Origin of the sequence: Halorhabdus sp. SVX81, assembly GCF_029207715.1 — an archaeon.
In the GTDB taxonomy this organism is placed as follows: Archaea; Halobacteriota; Halobacteria; order Halobacteriales; family Haloarculaceae; genus Halorhabdus.
In genome coordinates, this window is sequence record NZ_CP104322.1 from 701,878 (window position 1) to 721,004 (window position 19,127).

The 19,127-nt window shown below is 61.6% G+C and carries 19 protein-coding genes; 2 read left to right on the forward strand and 17 right to left on the reverse strand.

What is annotated here, in order from left to right:
* Positions 1 to 30: 30 nt before the first annotated feature.
* The 17 genes from flaJ to SVXhr_RS03435 form a co-directional block, all read right to left on the reverse strand.
* A complete protein-coding gene (flaJ, locus tag SVXhr_RS03355; RefSeq protein ID WP_275739438.1) occupies positions 31 to 1,776 on the reverse strand; it encodes an archaellar assembly protein FlaJ in 1,746 nt (581 codons plus the stop codon).
* Complete coding sequence (locus SVXhr_RS03360; protein ID WP_275739440.1) at positions 1,776 to 3,449, reverse strand: type II/IV secretion system ATPase subunit; 1,674 nt, start codon at positions 3,447 to 3,449, stop codon at positions 1,776 to 1,778. The genes flaJ and SVXhr_RS03360 overlap by 1 nt, the downstream gene beginning before the upstream one ends.
* A gap of 12 nt (positions 3,450 to 3,461) precedes the next feature.
* On the reverse strand, positions 3,462 to 4,223 hold the full coding sequence (locus SVXhr_RS03365; protein WP_275739442.1) for an ATPase domain-containing protein: 762 nt from the start codon (positions 4,221 to 4,223) through the stop codon (positions 3,462 to 3,464).
* Positions 4,220 to 4,669 (reverse strand): flagellar protein G, encoded by a 450-nt coding sequence (locus tag SVXhr_RS03370; protein ID WP_275739444.1) that lies wholly within the window; start codon positions 4,667 to 4,669, stop codon positions 4,220 to 4,222. The genes SVXhr_RS03365 and SVXhr_RS03370 overlap by 4 nt, the downstream gene beginning before the upstream one ends.
* Complete coding sequence (locus SVXhr_RS03375; RefSeq protein ID WP_275739447.1) at positions 4,662 to 5,117, reverse strand: flagellin; 456 nt, start codon at positions 5,115 to 5,117, stop codon at positions 4,662 to 4,664. Before SVXhr_RS03375 ends, SVXhr_RS03370 begins: the two co-directional genes overlap by 8 nt.
* Positions 5,101 to 6,813: a FlaD/FlaE family flagellar protein gene (locus SVXhr_RS03380; RefSeq protein ID WP_275739449.1), complete on the reverse strand. Its 1,713-nt coding sequence runs from the start codon at positions 6,811 to 6,813 to the stop codon at positions 5,101 to 5,103. The genes SVXhr_RS03375 and SVXhr_RS03380 overlap by 17 nt, the downstream gene beginning before the upstream one ends.
* Before the next feature lie 252 nt (positions 6,814 to 7,065).
* Positions 7,066 to 7,581, reverse strand: coding sequence for a chemotaxis protein CheD (locus SVXhr_RS03385; RefSeq protein ID WP_275739451.1), 516 nt, complete (start codon positions 7,579 to 7,581; stop codon positions 7,066 to 7,068).
* Positions 7,581 to 8,798, reverse strand: a complete 1,218-nt coding sequence (locus SVXhr_RS03390) for a chemotaxis protein CheC (RefSeq protein WP_275739453.1) — start codon at positions 8,796 to 8,798, stop codon at positions 7,581 to 7,583. The genes SVXhr_RS03385 and SVXhr_RS03390 overlap by 1 nt, the downstream gene beginning before the upstream one ends.
* Complete coding sequence (cheY, locus tag SVXhr_RS03395) at positions 8,799 to 9,158, reverse strand: chemotaxis protein CheY (RefSeq protein ID WP_275739455.1); 360 nt, start codon at positions 9,156 to 9,158, stop codon at positions 8,799 to 8,801.
* A 151-nt stretch (positions 9,159 to 9,309) separates the two neighbouring features.
* A complete protein-coding gene (locus SVXhr_RS03400) occupies positions 9,310 to 11,364 on the reverse strand; it encodes a hypothetical protein (RefSeq protein ID WP_275739457.1) in 2,055 nt (684 codons plus the stop codon).
* Entirely contained in the window at positions 11,361 to 11,873 is a 513-nt protein-coding gene (locus SVXhr_RS03405) for a hypothetical protein (RefSeq protein WP_275739459.1), read from the reverse strand. The genes SVXhr_RS03400 and SVXhr_RS03405 overlap by 4 nt, the downstream gene beginning before the upstream one ends.
* 1 nt (position 11,874) lies before the next feature.
* Positions 11,875 to 12,531: a hypothetical protein gene (locus SVXhr_RS03410; RefSeq protein ID WP_275739461.1), complete on the reverse strand. Its 657-nt coding sequence runs from the start codon at positions 12,529 to 12,531 to the stop codon at positions 11,875 to 11,877.
* A 120-nt stretch (positions 12,532 to 12,651) separates the two neighbouring features.
* Entirely contained in the window at positions 12,652 to 13,272 is a 621-nt protein-coding gene (locus SVXhr_RS03415) for an archaellin/type IV pilin N-terminal domain-containing protein (RefSeq protein WP_275739463.1), read from the reverse strand.
* 211 nt (positions 13,273 to 13,483) lie between these two features.
* Positions 13,484 to 13,768, reverse strand: a complete 285-nt coding sequence (locus SVXhr_RS03420) for a hypothetical protein (RefSeq protein ID WP_275739465.1) — start codon at positions 13,766 to 13,768, stop codon at positions 13,484 to 13,486.
* A 121-nt stretch (positions 13,769 to 13,889) separates the two neighbouring features.
* Entirely contained in the window at positions 13,890 to 14,225 is a 336-nt protein-coding gene (locus SVXhr_RS03425; RefSeq protein WP_275739467.1) for a helix-turn-helix domain-containing protein, read from the reverse strand.
* A gap of 315 nt (positions 14,226 to 14,540) precedes the next feature.
* Complete coding sequence (locus SVXhr_RS03430) at positions 14,541 to 15,266, reverse strand: ATPase domain-containing protein (RefSeq protein WP_275739470.1); 726 nt, start codon at positions 15,264 to 15,266, stop codon at positions 14,541 to 14,543.
* Between the two features lie 90 nt (positions 15,267 to 15,356).
* Entirely contained in the window at positions 15,357 to 15,782 is a 426-nt protein-coding gene (locus SVXhr_RS03435) for a chemotaxis protein CheW (RefSeq protein WP_275739472.1), read from the reverse strand.
* Positions 15,783 to 16,041: 259 nt separating this feature from the next.
* Between SVXhr_RS03435 and SVXhr_RS03440 the strand changes: the two genes are divergently transcribed.
* Together SVXhr_RS03440 and cheA are read left to right on the forward strand one after the other, a co-directional pair.
* On the forward strand, positions 16,042 to 17,106 hold the full coding sequence (locus tag SVXhr_RS03440) for a chemotaxis response regulator protein-glutamate methylesterase (RefSeq protein ID WP_275739474.1): 1,065 nt from the start codon (positions 16,042 to 16,044) through the stop codon (positions 17,104 to 17,106).
* Positions 17,107 to 17,112: 6 nt separating this feature from the next.
* Entirely contained in the window at positions 17,113 to 19,119 is a 2,007-nt protein-coding gene (gene cheA, locus SVXhr_RS03445) for a chemotaxis protein CheA (RefSeq protein WP_275739476.1), read from the forward strand.
* The last annotated feature ends 8 nt before the right edge of the window (positions 19,120 to 19,127 follow it).

Sequence of the window (19,127 nt, forward strand, 5' to 3'; positions counted from 1 at the left end):
CGGCGCCCATCCTCGCGAGCTTGGCGGGGATCAGATGCTAATGACGCTGGAGACGACGAACTTCGTGAAGATCGCGACCAGCGCCCCGATCCACGACAGCGCGACGAAGTGCATGTAGCTGTTGAGCTTGTGGCCGCCGTCGGTCGTCCGGATCATCAGCGACGACAGCAGGGCGTTGAAGATCACGACGGTGATCAGCAGGAACTCGATGATCGGGATCTGGTACACCGAGGTGTGAATGAGCGAGCCCACCTCGAAGTTGCTCGACCCCGTCTGCAGGTTCAGGCTCATCTCCGAGAGGATGTTGACGACCTGCAGCCCGATGAAGAAGGCGAAGGTCGCGGCCGCGGAGATGCCGTACAGCACGCCGATGAGCGTCGTCGTCTCCTGATCGCGTTGCTGGCGCAACTGCAGGACCTCGTTCATGTTCTCGCTGATGAGTTCGCCCAACTGTTTCGGGCTGCCACCCATCTTCCGGCCGATGAGGTACATCTCGCTGAACGTCTGGATCAGGTACGATCGGGACTCGGCGGTGAAGTGTCGCCAGGCCTTCTCGGGTTCGATCCGCATGTTCAGCCGTTTATAGAGGTTGTCGATGTTCTCGCTGAGCGGCCCGAATTCCTTCTCACGGAGGGATTCGAGGACCGCGCCTGTCGTCGACTGCTTGGCACCCTCGGTTGATCCGAGCGCACGGATGAAACTGGGATACTCCTGATCACGGGCCTTGATCTTCTTTTCCTCCCGTCGGATGACGAGCCCCGGGATGAGCAGCGGTGTGATCGGGAAGACCGCGTAAATCGACAGTGGCACCGGATCCCAGAAGAAAAAGAGCATGTCGAGCGTGATCGGACTGATCCCGGCGAACCCGCCGAAACTGATGAACCCGAACACGAACGTCAGCCCGACACCGACGGCGAAACTCACGTTGAGTCTGCGTTCCATCGGCGAGGTGATCTCTTCGGGGTGATACCAGACCGGATCGTAGGGAGCCAGCGAGCGGATCGCGACGAAAAAGCCAGTCTGGACGAAGATGAACAGCACGATGACAGCGCTGACGGTCATCATCGGGTTCGTCCCCGTCAGGATCGGGAGGACGACCGCGAACACCAGGGCGAACGTCATCGAGAGGATCATCGACAGGTAGAGGTCTTTCATCACTTCGAGGTTGCCAAGCGTCCCCTCGTAGAGCGTCTTGTAGTTCTCGATGATCATGTCCTGCTCCGAGAGCAGATAGTCGTCGATACTTTGGCCCGCACCCATGGTGTAGGCAAGTCGGTCGAAGAAGTCCGCCAGGGCGTCGCTCGGGACTTCTTTCGCCCGGCGGCGACACGCGTCGTCCAGACTCAGGTTCCAGGTGTCGACCAGCTCGACGACCCGTCCCATCTCCGTTGCGAGTTCGCCGTACTCCTCTTCCTCGGCGAGCGCCCGGAACACCTCCATGCGGTCGATCTTGGTCGTCGAGAGGACCGTCATGTGTGTGACCATGAGGTGAAACCGGTTGTTCAGCGCCTGTTTGCGCTGGGAGAGTCGCACTTTCGGGTAGAACACGGCGGCCCCCAGCAACAACAGCCCGAGCAGCGGGAAGGGCACCTTGATCGCCAGCGGCAGGTTCACCAGCACCGCGACGCCGAGGGTGCCGAGAAAGAACACGAACGCCGGGAGGAGGATTCCGAGCAGGTATCGCTGGATCGGGATCCCCATCCCGCGGTAGGATTCCAGTAGCGAGGCTATCGTCCCGGAAATCGTCAGGTCGAGGGTGGCTTCTTCGGAGGCCATCAGTCTTGGCGGTGGATGTCGAAGGGGAGTCCCTCGACGCCGTCGCGCTGGAAGTTCTCGATCAACTCGTTGACCTCGTGGTAGCCCAGCACGTTCTCCTGGATCGCCCGCTTGATGATGTTCGCCCGGAACTGCAGGTCGTCGTAGATGTCACGGGTGTCCTCATAGCCCAGCAGCGTCGCGATCTGCTCTTCCAGCACGAAGGAGTTGTTCATCCCCTGGAAGACGATCTCGTCCTCGACGGGGTCCCAGTAGAAGCTCTGGCGGGTGACGACGCCGTCCATCTCCTTGGAGTAGCCCTCGATCTCCTGAACCGAGGTGACCCGGCGAAGGACGTCGTCGCCCTGCTTGACCCGGTTCTGGAACAGCGCGATGTCGGCGTTGTCCATGAACGTCTCGGGGACGTTGATCGGGTCGCCCGTGAACCGCTGGATCATCGAGACGATGTCGCTCGCGTGGAACGTCAGCATGACCGGGTGGCCGGTCTGGGCGGCCTGGAAGGCCATCCGCCCCTCTTCGCCACGGACCTCACCCACGATGATGTAGTCGGGCCGCGAACGCAGGGCGGCGGCGACGAGGTCGAACATGTCGACGTCGGTGCCCTCGTCGTCGCCCTCGCGGGTCAACAGTTGCTGCCAGGTGTCGTGTGGCGGCAGCACCTCGGAGGTGTCCTCGGCGGTGTAGATCTTGCTGTCCCGGGGGATGAACGACATGATGGAGTTCAGCGTCGTGGTCTTCCCTGACGCCGTCTCCCCGACGACGAACACCGTCTGTTCGTTCTCCAGCGCGAGCCAGAGGTAAGCGGCCAGCTCCGGGCTCAGGGTCCCCCATTTCGTAATCTGGAAGATCGACAGGGGCACCTCGTCGCCCTGGCGGATGGTCAGGGAGGGCCCCTTCAGCGAGACGTCGTCGGAGTAGATGATGTTGATACGCGACCCGTCGGGCAGCGTCGAGTCGATGATCGGGTCGCTGTCGGAGACGGGGTCGCCGATCCGCTCGCCCATGTTGCGCAGCCACTGCTCGTACTGGCCGTCCTCGCCGAAGTCGACGGTCGTCTTGATGAGGCTGTACACCGAGTGATCGACGTAACACTCGTGGGGACCGATGACGTGGATGTCCTCGTTGGCCGGGTCCCGCATCACCGGCTCCAGCGGTCCGAGCCCGACGATGTCCCGATTGAGCCGGTAGCGGATGTTCTCGTAGGTCTCCTCGGTGACGTCGACCTTCCCGAGGTTGGTGATGTCGCCCAGCCGACTCATGACGCCGTTGCCGCTCTCGCGGCTCTTGACGTTCGTAGTCTCCTGGAGGAGTTCCTCGATCCGGTCGTCGTACTCGGCCTCCTCGCTGGGCGCGGGTTTCATCACGCTGCGTTCGAGCAGCCGGTTGCGGACTTTCTCGAAGACCGTCCGCTCGTCGTCCGCGAGTTCCGGTTCGATCGCGTAGTACTTGATGTCCTGGCCGATGTCGCCGTAGATGTGGGTGTAGATCGGGCCGCCGACGGGATAGAGGATGTTCGGGCGGTTGGTCTCGTACTCGCCGTCGGCCTCCTCGACGAACATCGGGAACTCGCCGGTGATCTGCTTGAACTTCTGGAGGTGATCACGGAGATGTGGCCGCCTGGCTGCGTGCTGGCGGAGTTCGTCCGACGGTTTGGGTCTGCCGTGATCTGTCATGTGTAGTCCTCGTTAGGCGACGCTGCGTGATTCGATGACGATCCCCGTCCCCGACCGGACGGAGTAGCCGATGGTATCGCCGACCTGTTCGCCCATGCCGGCGAAGCGTTTCACCGAGATCTGTCGGCGGACGTCGTTGCCGACCTCGACCATTTCGAGTTCGATGAACACGTCGGCGATCGCCCGGAAGGGGCCGATCGCGTCCTCGTCGAGCGTCGAGGGGTCGACTGTGAGCATGATGACCTTCCCCTCGGCGATGACGTCCCGGAAGAAGCTAATGATCTCCAGGGCGGCCTGGCGTTCCTCGTTCTGGCGGACCAGGGCCTCGAACTTGGGGTCGTTCCGGAGGATGGCGTCGAAGGTGTCGATGATGATGACGTCCGTGTCCCACATCACTTCGGCGTCCATCAGCCGTTTGAGCAGGTCCATCCGGTCGCTCTCCTCGTCGCCGCCCTGGAAGGTGTTGGAGTCGCCGATGTCGGCGTGCAAGAACAGCAGGTTCTCGTCGAGGAGATGCTCGACCATGCCGTAGTCGAGGCTATGCATCTGATCGAGGAAACTGCCAACGGTCAACTCCGTCGAGAGCATCGTGACCGTCTGGCCCTCCTCACAGAGCCCGTAAGCAAAGCGCTGGCTCATGGCTGATTTCCCGGCCCCGTAATCCCCTTCGACGAGGACGATGCTGCCGGGCGGGATGCCGCCACCGAGTTCCTTGTTCAGTCTGTCGCGCTCGTCGAGACCAAGCGAGTACAGGTCAGTCGTTGCGATGCTCATGTGTTGAACTCGAACACCTCCCTGTCGCCGTTGATCGTCACCTGGACGCGGTGATCGCCGGTCGAGAGATCCGGTGCCGAGATCTCCATCCGGATGACGTTGCCCGGCCGCCAGTAGTCGCCGTCGACGACGGTAAAGCCAATATCGGTCCAGTAGGCCCCGTCGACGAGCACGTCCATCCCGGTTCCATCGGCCGGTAACCGCTGGGAACCGGTGTTTTTGACGTACAGCGTGATGTTTCCGTCCCCGTCGATGTCGTAAATCTGGGCACCGCTGTCGCTGATGATCTCGACTTCCGTCCGGACCTCCTGGCTGGCGTCGACGCCGAGATCGTCGACCGCGCCGCTGAGCTGACCGACGGTACTGGTGATCGTCCCCGCGACGCTCGCCGCCACGAGGATGCTCGCGATGAAGATGATCAAGTGCGACGCCGAGACGCTAGCCACTCAGTCCCACCTCCGTATCGGCCACGCCCGGACCACTGATGACTTTCAGCCGGTCGGGCTGGTTCGGAACGGTCATGTTTGCGGTGAGTCGCTCGCCAGTCGCCCAGATGTCGGTCGAACTGTCGCTACCGACCGCCCGATCGAGAAACGCCGTTTGCAGGGCTCCATCGACCATAAAGTCCGTATCCCCGACACTCAACCCGGTCGCCCCGGTGTTCTCGACGGTCGCGTTCACGTAATATAGCCGATTTCCGGTGAGGTTGTACGCTACCGTCACGTCTGTCAGATTGATCGCCGTATTCTGCTGGGCGAGCAGATCGTCCTGGGCGGCCGACCGGGCGTCGTTGACTGCTTCCATCGAGTTCGAGGCGGCGCTGTAGAAGGTTCCAAAGGCGACGAAAAACGCCACCAGGAGGATCGCCGCCGAACCACTAACGCTGAATCCCATCGGGGCCACCTCCGGTCTGGCGTGGCACCTGCTGGAGGGCGATCGACTCGGCACCGCCGCCGTTGAGCTGGCTCACGTACCGCAGGCTCCTGGTGTGGTGGTCGATAGTCAGGCTCGCGGCCTCGCCACCTTCGTCGAAGCCTTTGAGGTACGCCCGCAACTGGTCGGCGACGGACTCGTCGATCCAGTCGATGCGCTCGTAGTAGTCGATAGCCTCCGCCGTATCTCGAACGCCGACCTCCTCGACTAAGAACTCGAGCCACTCGACGACGATCAAGTCGGCGAGGAACCCATCGGGGAGCGCCGTGAGGTACGGCTTCCCGTCGTCGTCGTCCGCCGTCTCTGTCTCCGCCTCGGCGGTCGTCTCGCCCGCCGTCGTGTCGGCTTCTGGCTCGGTCGGTTGCTCGTGGTCGACGGCCTCTTCGGTGGCCGTCTCCTGGTCCGGATCGGCGGTGTCGTCGACCGGCTCCGCTGTCTCCTCGACCACAGTCTCCTCGACGGTCTCCGTCTGTTCGACCTCGTCCGCTTCGTTCCCGTCGTCCTCGATGACCGTATCGAACAGTTCGTCATCGGCAAGCCCGTCGCCCGTGCCATCGGCTTCGTCTTCGTCGCCCGTCTCCTCTAAGACATCCGCAGCATCCTCCGCGAGGAGCTCGTCGGCGTCGTCCTCGCCATCCTCGACCGATTCTCCGGGACTCGCTTCGCCCTCCTTTTCCTCGCCTTCGGCCCACTCGGCATCGCCGGATTCGTACTCGTCTTTGAGTTCCGCGAAGGACTTTCCGCCTTCGCCGTCTCCGTCATTTTCCCCATCGTCGGTGTCGCCACCGTCATCCATCTCGAAATCGTCGTCGAATCCGTCATCGATGTCGCCGAACTCGTCGTCGTCCATCTCGAAGTCGTCGTCGAACTCGTCTTCGATCGCGTCACCACTTCCTCCGGCGTCTTCGTCGGTGTCGAGGACGTCGCCAACGTCGGTATCGGCTTCCAGATCGTCGCCATCTTCGACCAAGTCCTCGTCGAAGAACCCCTCTGCGTCAGCGTTGGCGATCCCTTCGTCGAGATCTTCTTCCTCGGTCTGATCGCCGCCGTCGTCGAACAGACCGAAGGACTCGTCGCCGGGGCCGCCCAGTCCGCCCGCGTCGATGTCGTCCGCGAACGGATTGACCCCACGGGTCACCATCTCGTAGATGTCAAGCAGCTTTCGAACGTTCTCCTCGACGTCGTCGACCGTCTCCGAGATCTGCTCGTTCTCGTTTCGGACCGTGTTGACCGTCGAAGAGAGGCTCCCGACTTCCGTCTCGAGCTCGTCGAGACGGTGCTGGAGTTCGTCGGTGTCCGCACCGCCACCGCCCTCCATACCGCCGAACTCGTCGTCCTCGAACTCGCCGAAATCGTCGTCTCCCCCGCCGAACCCGCCACCCAGATCGTCCAGATCGTCGCCACCCTCCTCGGGCATCAACCCGTCGTCGCCGCCCCCGTCGACGGAACTGCTAGCGTCCCCCTCGTCGGAGAGGATCGAGTCGAAGACAGACCGGATACTCATTCCGAGCGCTCCCGTCGTCAGGATGGCGACGGCGAGTGGCTCGGCCGACACCGAGCCGACCGACTCGACGATCCAGCCGCCCGTGGCGTCGAGGAGGGGTTGACCCACCTCGCCGACCACAGCCCCGGACTGGAATAGCGAGAGAGTACTCATTGGGAAAATTATTCCCGTACGCGCCCTTCAATCTACCGTCTAGAGTATCATATTTGATAACTGATGGTTTCCTTCAGCAATATTGTCCAGAAATTAGCGTCTGACGCCTCGCGATTATGCCCATACCTTCCCGCAGAGCGGCCCTGGTATCGATATTGGGAACGCCCTGGGAGTCGGTGTGGCAGCCGGGGCGGTATGACTGTTTATTTATGTCTCACTGGAACTGGACTACACACCGACTGTTATACCGGCTCAGAGTCGCTTTGACTCTCTATTTGCACTTTTGACGATGAGTTCGCCGGTTTCACCTTCGAGTCTGATCGAGCGCCCGTGGTCGCCGCCCACGTCCTCGCCGACGATCGGGATATCCAGTTCCGAAAGCGTCTCTTCGACGACGTTCGCGTTCCGGACGCCGATACCGGACCCGTTCTTCGAGAAGTCGAGCATGTCGCTCCCGCCGGCGATCTTCGCGATCATGCTCGATCGGTCCGCCCCGTGCGCCTCGAGTTCGCTGACCAGCGTCTCGACGCCGGTGTCGGCGAACTTCGCCGGGTTGCCGCCGTTGACTTCCTCGGCGACCGGGAGCATCACGTGAACCAGTCCCGAGACGCCGGTCTCCGCATCGTGAAGCGCAACCCCGATACACGAGCCCAGGCCGCTGGTCGTCAATGTCGCCCCGTCCGTCGAGACGTCGTACTCGGCGATCCCGACCTTGATTCGTTCGGGGGTACTCGTCTGCTCTGTCCCCGATCCGTCGTAGACCTTCATCACTGGAATATTTCCTCGGGATCCGCGTCAGTCTTTTCTGCCCGTTCGACCGCCAATGCTTCGAGTGCCTGCCGGAGTTCCTCGTCGTTTGGCAACGCGTAGATCTCACTCTCGAATTCGACGTCCTCGGTCTGCATCCGCGAGTCGATGACGAAGGCGTGGTCCTGCTGCTGGCCGACCTGGGCTGCCAGCGGGTCGATGATGGCCCGCCCCATGTCATGAACCAGCCGCGGCGGCGTATGATCGACCGACGTCTGGAGGACGTTTGCCCACCCGTCGACGAATCCACTGGTCATGATGTTGCCCAGCTCTTCGATCGCCGCCGTGTGTTGATCGGTGAGCCCGTCGCCGTCGACTTCGGTCGGCATTAGCGCCTCGGCCGCGTTTTTCGCCGAGGCTTCATCGAACAAGACGAGCAGGAAGCCGCTCGGGAGCCCGGTGAACTCGACGGCCGTCCCGACGTACTGGTCGGTACCGACCTGCTTTGGGACGTCCTCGATCCGAGCGAAGTTGATCTGGGACACTTCCGCTTCCACGTCGATCCCGGTCATCATCGAGACGTTTTCGGCTGCCTGCCTGGTCCCCTCCCTGGTCATGCGGTTGAAGACGTGGAGTTTGTCCACCGGGATCGCGTCTTCCTCAGCGTCGACGTGGTCCGCCATGACCTCCGTGAGCGAGTCTTGATCCGGCAACATGTAGATGTAGAAGTCGACGGACTCGTCGACCCACTCGATCTCACTTTTGAACACGAACACCTGGTCGTCCGGGGTAGCCGTATCCGATGTGGGTAGGATCCCCTTGCCGGTCCCTTCTATGTACGTCGGTGGGGAGTGTTCGATCGTGGTCTCGAGGTAATCAGCCCACCCGTCGATAAACCCACTCATCATGATGTTGCCGATCTCCTTGACCCCACTTTTCGCCATGTCCCCGCCAGCGCCGTCCCCGGGCAGTAGTGCCCCCGTCAACGTTTCACTACACGCCTGGTCGAGCACCAGTACCGTCTGGCCCGACAACTCCCCCTCGAAGTCGAATTCGACGCCGACGAACGCCTGTTCGCCGAGCGCTTCGCCGACGTTTGCCCGATCCATCAGCGTGATCTGGGTCACGTCCACGTCGGCGTCGATCCCGGTCATCTGGGACATCGACGCTGTCGCTTGCTTTGCCCCTTCGTGGGCGAGTTCATTGAACGTCCCGAGCGACTGGATGTCGACGTTCATCTATGAGGGGACAACGTCCTCGATGGCTTCCATGACGCTTGGCTTCTGGAACGGTTTCGTGATGTATCCGTCCGCGCCGGCCTTGACGGCCTCTTTCATCTTCTCCTCCTGGCCGACGCTCGTACACATGATCACGTTCGCATCGGGACTCTCTGTCTTGATCTCGTCGGTGGCCTCGATGCCGTCCCTGATCGGCATCACGATGTCCATCATCACGAGGTCGGGATCGTTTTCCTTGTACGCTTCGACGGCTTCGACGCCGTTCTCGACCTCGTCGACGATCTGATGATCCTCCTCCAAGATCTCGCGTAGCAGGTTCCGCATGAACTCCGAGTCGTCCGCGATCAATACTTCTGGCATGGGTTCTACTTCCCAGGTTGGCGAATTGCCGGGATAAATGCTTCCGTACCATTATCGTGTTTGATAGCAAACGCCGGCGCTCTCGCCGGAATTCGACGGTGTATTTACAGAAAACTCGGGTGCGAAAGGCCGGGTTGCCGTCGGCCAAAACTCAAAAGAGCGGTATCACAGCCGAGAGCCACTCGGTGACCGGGAGTGCAAACTCGCCATACGTGAAGTATTCGATCCCGGCGAGGACATAAAGCGTCGTCCCGGCCCCGCCGGCGGCCCCGATCGCTGTCCCGACTGGCAGGTCGCGATCCAGGACGGTATCGACGACGACCACGAGCGCCACGACCCCCGCGACCGCCAGGTTCAGCAGTGCGTGAAACTGCATCGCCTCGCCGATCGCCGGGTCGAGTGCGACGAACGCCACGGTGACGCCGGCGACTCCGATCACTGCGGTCCCGAGATACGCCCCGAGGAACTCTCGGAAATCCGTCCTGAGACTACGCCGGACGGCCGGCAGTCGCATCACGCCGTAGATCGCCACGGGCATGATCGGGACCAGATATCGCATCGTAATCTGAGAGTAAAGCGGGAGCTGAGGCAGGAATAGGAGCGTGAAGGCGATGACGAGCGTCCCTGCGAAGAGGTCTGTCTGGTATCGCGGGGTCGAGCGGATCGCCGCCAGTTGTTCGGGAAGTCTCTCACGTCCGCTTTCCAGCCCTCGCTTGCCGAGGACGATCGGGATCGCGATCAACGTCCCAAGCATCGGCGCGACTTCCAGAACAGTCAGTTCAATCGCTTCTTGATCGTTGATTCCATATTGGACCTCGGGGATGTGGCCACTTCGAAGGATGACGTGACTGAATCGGCCGATGTCCCCGAAAACGATGTTGATCCCCTCTGTGGCGTAACCCCATAACTCCCCGAGCCGTGCGATGGTCACTTCGACGCCGACGATCACCGCCGTCAGGACCGCGTTGAGAAATCCGATCGTGGTGCTCACTACGCCAGCTACCAGCCCAATTGCGCCACCGAGCAAGCCAGTGATCCGAGACCACATTCCCGGTCCGGGAGCCTGGGTGTCGCCCGGAGCGCCGGGAGTGGTCGTCTCAGCCGGTGTCGTCGTCCCTTCCGGCGTTGGGGCGGATTCACCACCAGTATCGACGATCACGTCGCCCCCGGGCCCGAGTTCGGCGATGTTTCCAACCTTCCACAACATCCGTGGTGGAGTGAACGGTGACCCGGTAATGAGGAGATTTGTCAATCCGAACGGCAACAGCGAGAGGACGAAGACGGCTCCGACGGCCATCAACTCTCGAACGCCGTTACGTTGCGCAGTCACGAGATCGAACGGCACGAGCACCACCAGCACAACCAGCGCCTCGGCGGCGTGCAACCATGCGAGCACCCCGACGGCGGCGTACGCCAGCGCTCGCGACGGGAGCGTTTGATCCGCGTTCCGACTCCGGCCGAACGCGAAGACGACGACCGCGATCAGCGCCGCCGACATGACGTGGCGTTTGGGGATCGTCGCCCAGAACGCGATCGGGAGGGCGAGCGCCGCCAATAATCCCCCGGCGAGGCCGACCCGTCGCCCGTGGAACTCGCAACCGAGTCGATATATTGCGACGGCGACGACTCCCGCCGCCAGGAGCGAGAGCAACTGAAGGGCGAGCAAGCCATTCCAACGCGGATCCAGCGGCGTCGACAGCCTGACGTTCGCGACGAACAGCCCCAGCGCGAGCAGCGTTCCCACGAGTGTCACCCGGGACCGATCCAGTACGCGGCCGAGTTGCGATGCGAACCCAGCCACGAGAAGGCTCCAGGCCCCTGCCAGGACCAGTCGCAATTCGGCGATTACCGAGGCCCCTTCGAGGAGCCAGTAAAAGGGCAACGCGAGCGCTGCCTGCCCGTAGTTTCGGCCGAAGACCTGCCCGCCGTGTCGGTACAATCCCGGTTGGGAGCCCAGCGTCAGCGAGTATTCGATGTGAGCAATGTTGAGACGACCCTCGGACAGGTTGATGACCGTATTCGCAATGGCGTACGTGTCCGTGATGAAAAAGCCGACCCGCCAGAGAGCCGCCAGCGAAGCGATGACTCCCAGAAACAGCGTCAGCCCGACTCGATCACCGAACAGGACTGGGACGGCACGGTGACGTACCTCTCGCCCGAGTGCACTGATCCGCTCGCGAATGTCGGCCGTCCGCTCCCGATTCACTGTTCCACCTCGATCGTGACGGATTCGTTGAAGACGGTTCGATCGGTCGACAACGACTGGACGCGGACGCTCAGAGCCCCGTCGTAGCGGTCGGCCGAGAGCTGTCCGGGGACGAACGCCACGTCGTCCAGCCGGACGGTGATGTCACCGGGACCAGCAAGCAGCCGGGTCTCCGCGTGGTCAACATCGAGTTTCGGGACGACCAGGCGGTAGACGATCCGCGGTTCGCCCTCGACGGCGTCGATTGACAGCTTCGCGTCAGGGATTCGGAGGTAAGAGACAGCGGTCCCGAAACGGCCCGGGGTGATCTGAACCGCGTCCGCATCGACAGCCACGGTCGAGACCGTCGCGTTACCGTCGCCGATCGTCGCCGGCGGACCGCTTCCGCCGAAGGACAGTCCGGGCACGAGCGGGCCGGAGAACACGAGTGTGACGATCACGACGCCGATCAGCAACTGCTGGCTCAGACTGACCGGATCGCCGAACAGTGGATCGAACGCCCGGGCCATCTCAGAGTTCGAAACCGTCCTCGCCGATCGCTTCCATGAGTTCCCCGATCGTATCGTCCGGGCCGAGCCCCCGAGCCTTGATCGCTGCCGAGAGACTTTCCGTCGGGTAACTGATCGGGACGTTCGATTCGGTGAGCAGGATGCCGAGGATCTCCTCGACGGGCGTCTCGCTGTCGATGTGCTGGGCGTACCACAGGATCAGGCTCTCGAAGATCGTCACCACGTCGTTGGACATCATCCGGCGCTGGGACACCCGGCCGTCGAAGGTCGCCGTGACGTGAAAGCCGTACCGGGAGTCCGCCGTGTTGAACGAGTCACGCAGCCACGCCTCGACGTCCGCTTCAGTTAGTTCGCCCGTGGCGGTCGCGTCGTCCTGCCACGGCTCGCCCGACGATTGCGAGGTATCACTGGCTTCGTGCGACGGCGGTGGCGACTGTTGTTCGGGTTCCTCGTCGGTGTCGCCTGCCGGTTGGCTGGGCGACGACTCTGTGGTCGTCTCGCTCGTTTCGATCCCGTCGACGTCGCCGATCGGATCGTTCGGGGAAACGACGTACCGACCGTCTTCGATCTCCGCGACATGCTCGTCGTCGGAGATGTCGAGCTCCTCGGGGGCGAGCACGCGACCGTCGTCTTCGTCGTTGTCGTCCCCTGGTGGCATGTGTGATACTCTATGTCGGATTCCTATAACTCCGTCGGCGTGACGGCAGTGTAATCGGCGAGATTCCGTCTATCATGTCCCGTCACGCTGCGATCCGACGAAAGCAAAAAGACGTGTAGCTTAGAGGTTGACTGCGGATTTACCCGAGAGCGAGTCAGGCACGACCAACGTCGTCGTGGTCTCACCGCCCGAAGAGGTACTCATCGTGATCGTGGCCGTGTCGCCACCATCTAGAGACTGCATCGTACCCGAATCACTGAGGTTGAACAACAACACCGCACGATCTTGCTGCGAGTTCAAGGTGTCGTCAGCGCTTATCGAGCCATCGTCATCCTGGAATGTGGTGTATCTGAAGGTTTCGTCGTTGGCGTCAGCTTCATCCGTATTACTGTTGGCAACTAACTTGTACGCACCACCTGCCTGGGTCCACTGGATCGTCATTTCTTCCAGATTTACGGCATCAGCCCCAGATGCAAGTCGGGTTGTCATGTTAACGTGGCCGACCTGCGCAGGACTGGTTCCCTCAACAACACCCTGCGTTCCGACGTGGACCAGCCGATTGGTAACCTGCTCGGCTGCCTGTTCGCCACTTTCTTCCGCGCTACTCTGGAGAAACCCGGCCGTGTTGATCAGCACGCCCGCGGCGATCGCGGCGACCAGCACCATCGCGATGAAGACGATGAGTGTGCCGATCCCGACCTGGGCTCGCTCGTTCGGTTTGTCGCTTTTGCGTTCGAACATTGTGTGCTCCGCCTGGGTTGCTCCCAGACTCTACTTCGAATGTTCCCGTACACCCTCTTAAGAATAACTTCCAAATTATCTCTTCTGAAAACCGGAATACACGGATGAAAACCACTGGTTCAATAGGTGAGAATGTGGAACGGGACAGGTTTCCCGGAAGGGAACATCCGGGGGGATCTCCACACGGTACTAGTTTCGTGGTCCTGACCACTCACGCTTCGTAGGTGACGAGACTGTACATCACGAAGAGATAGCCGAAGGTCGTCAACCCGCTGTTGACCAACAGGAGTCCGCGCGTGCCATCGAAGTCAGTCACGAACGCGCTGATCATCGTGGCCGCCGCACCGGCCACTGCCAGGGCGAACCCAAGCGAGAGGTGTAACATCGCTCGACGTGATGTCTGGGCGTACGCACGTACTGCCATGCCGACCATCGTGAGTCCCGCAACTACGAAGACGAGGGTCAAAACCGCATAGAGGAGTTCAAGTACTGGCACTATCAGAGGGTTTCCGAGCACCCGTATTAAATCATTCCTCGAAAATATCTGCTTTGATAACGATCGACAGCGGCCTGGAGCTCCGGTATCGTAGATGGCGTCGGTCCGCTTGGTTCACGAATTACGACTCCGAGAGCGTCCGCCACGCCTCGTCGAGTTTGTTCGTCACTTCCGAGCGTTCTTCGACGTCGACCATCAGCGACTCGTCGAATCCGACCTCGATCGAATCGACGTTTCGCCGGTAGACTTTGATCCGTCGTCGATCGTCCGAGAGGACATTATCGTGGAGTTCCAGCAAATCATGCTCGGTGAGCTCGTCGATGCGCCGATAGCACGTCGCGATCGGGATGTCGAGTTCGTCGCTCAGGTCCTGTGCCGACTTTGGCTCGTCGGTCGCGTCCAATATCTCGGCGCTGTACTTGTTCCCCAGCGTCCGCAGTAACTCGACCGATGCCATCGTTATCAGATAATGAATCAGGCCGAAAATAAAAGTATCGACGATGAAAACGCGGTGAAACAGCTATCGCAAGTCATATTTTGATTCTGTCACGAGCGCCCGCCAGCGTGGCTTTACCCATCGTTCTCACCAATTAGAATGCGGAATCAACGAGTGATACGGTCCGAAATAGGGTGAGGATTCACATTCCGGGTTTCCGTTGGTGGTGGCTCCCGTTCGGATGTGACCAGCGACTGATGTGTGGTTGGACCCAGAACTTCGAGGCGGCTCGCCCGCCCATTCACAGCGGTGGCTCGGAGTCGTTCATCCGCTCATTCACAGTGGTGACTCGGAGTCGTTCATCATCGAGAACGCACTCGCGTTGTCGTGCACCTGAATGCCGCCGTGGGCGATCTCCATCGGGAAAATATCCGTCTCGATCTCCTGTTTTCGCATTTTCGCGACCCAGACGTACCGATTAACGCCCGATTCCGTCGGGGTCTGAATGAGGTAGATGTTGCCATCCGTCAGGAAGTTCTCCAGGCCGATGTCGGTGTCGGGGAACACGGAGGATTGCTCGTTGGTCAACAGGCTGGTGAGGCCGTTCTGTTTCAGGATGTCTGTGAACTTCAGCAGATAGGTCCGGCGCTCGGCGTCGTCGTCGAAGAACAACTCGAACATGGCAAGCGAGTCCAACACGAGTCGGTCGTACTCGCCGTCCTGGATGTCATCGAGGAGGATGTCGAGCGTGTCGGTGAAGTTGTTCTCCTGTAGCAGCCGTCGCTTGTCGTAGACTTTGATGTCGCCGCGGTCCTCGAATTCGGCCCACTGGTCGAACCCGATCGACTCGGCCGCCGCTTTGAGGTCCTCACGGTTTTCCTCGAAAGACAGGAAGATGCCGCGTTCGTCGGACTCCCTGACGCCGTTGTATATGAACTGCAGACCGAGGATACTCTTGCCGGCCCCTGGCGTCCCGACAACCAGCGTCGTCGAGTTCGTGACGATGCCGCCGTTGAGAATCGAATCGAGTCCGTCAATGCCAGTTTCGGTGAGTTCTACCATCGTGGATACCCCGTGGGCGTTGCCATCTATGCCACGTTGGGGTGCCATCACTGAAAAAGGCTTCCAGATCGTCTCAGCTAAATAACCGTTTTACTCGGCATGTACCGCGACCGGATCGACCCAGATGATAAATCCGTCCTCGCGCTTGACGACGCCCTTGATCGACGCCGAGTCGGACCCGCCGGGCGAGCTGTCGACGTCGGCCTCGTCGATCTGTCTGACCTGCTTGACCTCATCGACGAGCCACCCTGCCGCCTCCTGATCCTCGATGATTTCGGGATCGAAGACGATGATCCGCCGCTCTGCCCCCTCGTCATCGATGCCGAATACGACTTTCGGGTCGACGATCGACGTCGTGCGTCCACGGAGGTCCATCACGCCCCGGACGTGCCGTGGCGAGTTCGGGACGCTCGTGACATCCCCGACATCGACGATCTCGGTGACGTGATCGATACTCACGCAGTACGTTTCCGATCCGAGCTCGAACTCGAGTACCTGGCCTAACGTGTCTGACATCTGTATATTCCCTCCCGGCGGCGCGTCGAAGTTCACTGCTGGTACCGACTGCCACCGACTGGCGCTACTGTGGATTTCGGCAAAACTACCTTAAGTGTGTCCACCAGGTTATCAACGTTGATTACGACGGCGGAGTCTTTATTTGCCCTGTTTAGCAAGGTCTCACCGGAGACAGCCACAATGTTCGGACGTCGGCCACCCGGCTGCCGTTCGGTCGGTCACATTTAAATCCGCCGCCACACAGGTCAGCACACGGAACATGTCATCACGATCATCGCCCCGGGCCGTCGTCGCCGACGACTCTCATTTCATGCGGAGCGTCATTTCCGATATCCTTGCGGAGGGTGGGATCGAGGTCGTCGCGACGGCCAGAGACGGCCGGGAGGCGATCGATGCCGTCGGCGAACACGACCCTGACGTTGTGACGATGGACGTCGAGATGCCCGAGATGAACGGCATCGAGGCGGTCGAGCGGATCATGGCCGAGCAGCCGACGCCGATCCTGATGCTCAGCGCCCATACCGACGAGAACGCAGACGTCACCTTCGAGGCCTTAGAGAAAGGGGCCGTCGACTTTTTCACCAAACCCGGCGGCGAGGTGTCGATGGAGATGTCGCGACTGAAAGATCAGCTGGTCGAGATGGTGCTGTCGGTCGCCGAAGTCGACGTCACGACCGACGCCGGTCGGACCGAACCGGCCAGCCGTTCCGAGCCGACCCTCGCGCCGGGTGACGTTCTCGAAGACGCGACGCTGGTGATCGGCTCCTCGACGGGAGGGCCGACGGTCGTCGAACAGATTCTCTCGGAACTGCCGGCCGCAGCGGAGCTGCGCATCCTCATCGTCCAGCACATGCCGACGGACTTTACCGGCCGGTTCGCCGCGCGGCTGAACAAGCGAAGCGAGTACGCCGTCCGGGAAGCCGGCGATGGTGACCGGATCGGCGGCGGCGAGGCGCTGGTCGCTGCCGGCGGCCGGCACATGGTCGTCTCGAACTACCGGAGCGGTCGACTCCGGGTGGCCCTGACCGACGAGGACCCGGTCAACAGCGTCCGCCCGTCGGTCGACGTCACCATGGAGAGCGCCGCCGAGGTCATCGACGACCCACTGGTCGGCGTTATTCTTACCGGCATGGGAACTGACGGCGCGGCCGGCATTCGAGCGATCAAGGCTGCCGGCGGCGCGACGTTTGCCCAGGACGAAGCGTCCTCGGCAGTGTACGGGATGCCGAAACGGGCCGTCGAAACCGGACAGGTCGACGAGATCTGCCCGCTCGATGACCTATCGGATCGGATACTTGAAGCGATACAACTGGAGGGACACTAACCGCATATGGACGAACAATATCTCGACGCCTTCATCCGCGAGAGCGAGGAGGCAATCACGGAGTTGAACAACTCGTTGCTCGAACTCGAATCGGATCCCAGCAACCAGGCGGCGATGGATTCGATCTTCCGGACCGCCCACACGCTGAAGGGGAACTTCGGCGCGATGGGGTTCGACGACGCAAGTAACCTGGCTCACGCCATCGAGGATCTCTTGGACGCCATCCGCCAGGACGAGATGGACGTCACACCGGAGATCATGGATCTGGTGTTCGCGGGCGTCGACGAGATCGAAGCCATCGTTACCGAGATCGAAGAGCACGGCGAATCGTCCGCCGATACAGCCGACCGGGTCGAGGACATCCGAGCGGTCATCGAAGACGGCGCTGACGCTGCCGGTGCGACGGCCGGCGACGGGGCGGCGTCCGGCTCGGACGGTGCCACCGGGGCAGACGATTCGGCCAGTGGACCGGCTGTATCGGACCACTCGATCGACGTCGAACCGATCCTCGATCGCGTTGACGTGTCCGTTCCTTCGGACGGGCCCGTCACGCTCGCCGCGGTCGACATCGGCGACGGCAACATGCAAGGTGTCGACGCGATGCTTGCGTTGGATGCCATCGAGGACGCACTTGAGGTCGTCGCGACCGATCCAAGTGCCGACGATATCGAGAACGGCGACTTCGAGGAGACCTTCTCGGTGTTCGTCGCCGCCGACGAATCGACCGTCGGCTCGGCGCTTGCCGATATCGGCCCCGTCGAATCGTCGACGGTGCAGGACGTCACGCAGGCCGTCAGGGAAGCGGACACGGCGGATTCGACCAATGAGTCAGCCGACACCGGATCGGCAAATTCGAGCGCAGCCGACACGTCCGTCGACGAGATCAAGTCCGTCCGCGTGGATGTCGATCAACTCGACGATCTCCACGGGCTGGTCGAACAACTGGTGACGAGTCGGATCAAGCTTCGCCGGGCGGCCGAACAGAACAACGTCGATTCGACCGGGGAGACGCTCAACGAACTCGACAAGATCACGGCGAGCCTCCAGAACACCGTCATGGACATGCGGTTGATCCCGCTGCGGAAGGTCGTCGGGAAGTTCCCCCGTCTCGTGCGGGACCTCTCGCGGGACCTCGGCAAGGAGATCGACTTCTCGATCGAGGGCGAGGACATCGAACTCGACCGGACGATCCTGACCGAGATCTCCGATCCGCTGATGCACATCCTCCGGAACGCCGTCGATCACGGGATCGAACCGCCCGAAGAGCGCGAACGCAAGGGCAAGCCTCGCGAGGGCTCGATTACGTTACGGGCGTCCCGCGAACGTGATCACGTCGTTATCACGGTCGAGGACGACGGGGCGGGCTTAGACGTCGAGGCGATCCGCGAGCAGGCACTCGAGAAGGGCATCCGCTCGGCGGAGGAACTCGACCGGATGGACGACTCGGCGATCTACGATCTCACCTTTCATCCCGGGTTCTCGACCGCCGAAGAGGTCACGGACACGAGCGGCCGTGGCGTCGGCATGGACGTCGTCCACGAGACGGTTTCCCAACTCGATGGCTCGGTCAACGTCGAGAGCGAATCCGGCGAGGGGACGACGGTCTCGCTTCGCCTCCCGGTGACGATGGCGATCGTGAAGGTCCTGTTCATCCAGGTCGGCGACGAGCAGTACGGCATCCCGATCAAGAACGTCGACGAGATCACTGCCGCGACCGAAGCCCGCGAGATCAACGGCGACGAGGTCATCAAACACAACGACGAGATCTACCCGGTCATCCACCTCGACGAGGCCTTCGACGTCCCGGGCGAGACGAAAAACGGTGACGGCATGTTGATCCGCGTCCGGGAGTCCGAACGCAAAGTCGCCCTCCACTGTGACGAGGTCAACAGCCAGGAGGAAGTCGTCGTCAAGCCACTGGAGGGCCTGCTTTCGGGGACGCCCGGTCTCTCCGGGACTGCCGTGATCGGCGACGGAAACATCGTCCACATCCTCGACGTCGTGACGCTGTGATCGCATAT